Origin of the sequence: Nocardioides sp., from assembly GCF_047607365.1 — a bacterium.
Lineage (GTDB): Bacteria > Actinomycetota > Actinomycetes > Propionibacteriales > Nocardioidaceae > Nocardioides.
The window spans coordinates 1-2,856 of sequence record NZ_JASGDD010000235.1 but is presented as its reverse complement, the minus strand read 5'-3'; the positions used below and the strand labels follow the sequence as shown (position 1 = coordinate 2,856).

5 protein-coding genes are annotated in these 2,856 nt (G+C 73.7%); 2 read left to right on the top strand and 3 right to left on the bottom strand.

What is annotated here, in order from left to right; all coding sequences use genetic code 11:
- Window positions 1-68: 68 nt before the first annotated feature.
- From QM572_RS18500 to rimP, 3 genes are all read right to left on the bottom strand, one after another.
- Window positions 69-401 carry an acyl-CoA thioester hydrolase/BAAT C-terminal domain-containing protein gene (locus tag QM572_RS18500; protein ID WP_415095450.1) on the bottom strand — a complete coding sequence of 111 codons (333 nt, stop codon included), beginning with the start codon at window positions 399-401 and terminating at the stop codon, window positions 69-71.
- 135 nt (window positions 402-536) lie between these two features.
- Complete coding sequence (gene nusA, locus QM572_RS18495) at window positions 537-1,514, bottom strand: transcription termination factor NusA (protein WP_415095449.1); 978 nt, start codon at window positions 1,512-1,514, stop codon at window positions 537-539.
- Between the two features lies 1 nt (window position 1,515).
- Window positions 1,516-2,034 (bottom strand): ribosome maturation factor RimP, encoded by a 519-nt coding sequence (gene rimP / locus QM572_RS18490; protein ID WP_415095448.1) that lies wholly within the window; start codon window positions 2,032-2,034, stop codon window positions 1,516-1,518.
- Between the two features lie 93 nt (window positions 2,035-2,127).
- On the opposite strand from rimP, the gene QM572_RS18485 reads away from it, so the two are divergent.
- Together QM572_RS18485 and QM572_RS18480 are read left to right on the top strand one after the other, a co-directional pair.
- Window positions 2,128-2,580, top strand: coding sequence for a hypothetical protein (locus QM572_RS18485; RefSeq protein WP_415095447.1), 453 nt, complete (start codon window positions 2,128-2,130; stop codon window positions 2,578-2,580).
- On the top strand, window positions 2,573-2,856 hold a 284-nt coding region (locus tag QM572_RS18480), incomplete at its 3' end, for a DUF4439 domain-containing protein (protein WP_415095446.1). The genes QM572_RS18485 and QM572_RS18480, both read left to right, overlap by 8 nt.

Here is a 2,856-nt window from a genome sequence, read left to right as displayed (position 1 = left end):
GCGACACGCCGAGCGCGTCGGCGTGTCGGGGCCGGACGGCGCACATCGTGGCACCGGCCGCGCGAGCGTCAGGCGCGGAGCGCGCGCACCAGCTCGTGCCAGACGGCGGCACCGAGCTCGAGGTCCGCCTCCGGCGTGCCGCCGTGGGCGAGGTCGGCGCGAGGAGCCGGAGGCGTCTCGCCGGGCAGCACCACGCGATGCCCCGCCGCCGGATGGGTCACGACGGTCGTGTCGAGCCCCGCGGCAGCCCGCCGGGCGCGGATCCGCTCGGCGAACAGCGTCGACGGCCAGAGGGCATCGTCTCCTCCGGCGCCCAAGAGCACGCGGCCGGCGATCCGCTCCACCGGGATCCGCGCCGCAGTGATCCGGTCGGCGTGGGTGTCGAGGCTCTGGCGATACATCCCCACGTACGCCGGCGGCACCGGCCGGGGTGAGCGGGAGGCGTGCAGGACGTGCGGCCGCCACGCGGCGACACGCCGCGGACGTCGGCGTGTCGCCGCCGGACGGCGCACATCGTGGCCGCGACCATGGCGGCGTCAGGCCTGCGGCTGTTCCTCGTCGGAGCGGATGTCGATGCGCCAGCCGGTGAGGCGGGCGGCGAGGCGGGCGTTCTGGCCCTCCTTGCCGATGGCCAGCGAGAGCTGGTAGTCCGGCACGATCACCCGTGCCGCCTTGGCGTCCGCGTCGAGGATCTGGACCGAGGTGACCCGGGCGGGCGACAGCGCGTTGGCGACCAGGGTGGCGGGATCGTCGCTCCAGTCGACGATGTCGATCTTCTCGCCGTGCAGCTCGGCCATCACGTTGCGCACCCGCTGGCCCATCGGGCCGATGCAGGCGCCCTTGGCGTTGACACCGGAGACGGTGGACTTCACCGCGATCTTGGTGCGGTGTCCCGCCTCGCGGGCGATCGCGGCGAGCTCGACGGTGCCGTCGGCGATCTCGGGCACCTCGAGCGCGAAGAGCTTGCGCACCAGGTTGGGGTGGGAGCGCGACAGCGTGATCTGCGGGCCGCGCATCCCCTTGCGCACGCTGGTGACCAGCGCCTTGATCCGGGTGCCGTGGGTGTAGTCCTCCCCCGCGACCCGCTCGGCGAGCGGCATGACGGCCTCGATCTTGCCGAGGTCGACGAGCACGTCGTCGGGGTTGCGGCCCTGCTGGATGACACCGCTGATCAGGTCGCCCTCGCGCCCGGAGAACTCCCCGAACTTCACGTCGTCCTCGGCGTCCCGCAGCCGCTGGAGCATGATCTGCTTCGCCGTCGTGGCGGCGATCCGGCCGAAGTCGGCCGGGGTGTCGTCGTACTCGCCGACGGGGTTGCCGTCCTCGTCGAGCTCGGTGGCGAGCACGCTCACGTGGCCGGACTTCCGGTCGAGCACGACGCGGGAGCGCTCCTGCGCGCCCGGGGTCTTGTGGTAGGCGGTGAGGAGCGCCTGCTCGATCGCCTCGACGAGGACGTCGAACGAGATCTCCTTCTCCCGCTCCAGCGTGCGCAGGATGCTCATGTCGATGTCCACGTCAGTCCTCCATCTCGTCGTCGCCGCCGTCGATCTCGTCGGCCTCGTCGGCCTCGGCCCCGCCCGGCCGGTTGAACTCGATCTGCACCAAGGCCTTGGCGACGTCGGCGAGCGCGATCGTCCGCCTCTCCCCGGTCACGTCGAGCGTGACGGTGTCGTCGTCGCCGGCCAGCACGCGGCCGGTGACGGTGGCCCCCTCGACCGGGGTCACCTTGACCAGCCGGCCGACGTTGCGGCGCCAATGGCGCGGGAGGGTCAGCGGACGGTCGACGCCGCGGCTCGTGACCTCCAGCGTGTAGGGCTGCTCGCCCATCGCGTCGGACGCCTCGAGCACCCGGTCGATCTCACGGGTCGCCTCGGCCACGTCGTCCAGCGTCACACCGCCGTCCTTGTCGACGGCGACGCGGAGGATCCGGCGCTTTCCGGCGGGACTGATCTCGACGGCCTCGACGTCGAGGCCCAGGGCAGCGAGCGGGCCGGCGAGTTCGCCTGCGATCCGCTCCTTGGTGGTGTCACTCATGACGGGCGACCCCTCCTCACTTCTCTCTGTCCTGTTGTGTGGTGCAGTTGTGGGAGTCAGCCTAACGGGTGCCGGGTGGGTAGGGTCGCGGCCATGCCCGCCGTCTCCCGCCGCGCCCTGCCGGCGCTGGCGGTCGTCGTCGGTGTCGCGTCGGCCTGCGACTCGCCGCTCTCCTCGCCGTCGCCGTCGGCCACCCCGAGCGGCCCGACCGCGGACGAGCTGCTCGTGGACCAGGTCGTGACGGAGGTACGCCGGGTGCGGGACCTCGCCGTCGCGCAGGGTCTCACCGAGGTGGCCGCGATGCACGAGGCACACCTGGCGGTGCTCGGCGCGGCGTCCTCGGCGTCCTCGGCGTCCTCGTCGTCCTCGTCGTCCTCGGCCCCGCCGAGCACCGAGCCCGCCCCGAGCGACCTCCGCACGGCCGAGGCCGCCCTCGGGCCGGTCCTGGCCTCCGCCGCCGGGGCGGCGGAGTCGGGGTCGCTCGCCCGGATCCTCGCCTCGATGGCCGCCGCCGTCGCGCAGCGACGGGAGGTGCTCGGTGGCTGAGCGGGTCCGGGCTGAGGACGCCCGGAACGAGGCGCTGGCCGCCGAGCACGCGGCGGTCTGGACCTACGGCGTCCTGGCCGCGAGGACCAGCCGCTCGCGGAGCCCGGCGCTGCTGACCCTGCTGAACCGGAACTTCAAGGCGCACGTGCGTGCCCGCGACGCCCTGCTCGCCGCGCTGGCGGAGGACGGGACGGAGCCGGCCGTCGCGTCGCGGGCACGCACGTGCGCCTTGAAGTTCCGGTTCAGCAGGGTCAGCAGCGCCGGGCTCCGCGAGCG

Coding starts and splice junctions, on each gene's coding strand:
- QM572_RS18500 (WP_415095450.1), bottom strand. CDS start 401: ATGTATCGCCAGAGCCTCGACACCCACGCCGACCGGATCACTGCGGCG.
- rimP (WP_415095448.1), bottom strand. CDS start 2,034: ATGAGTGACACCACCAAGGAGCGGATCGCAGGCGAACTCGCCGGCCCG.
- QM572_RS18485 (WP_415095447.1), top strand. CDS start 2,128: ATGCCCGCCGTCTCCCGCCGCGCCCTGCCGGCGCTGGCGGTCGTCGTC.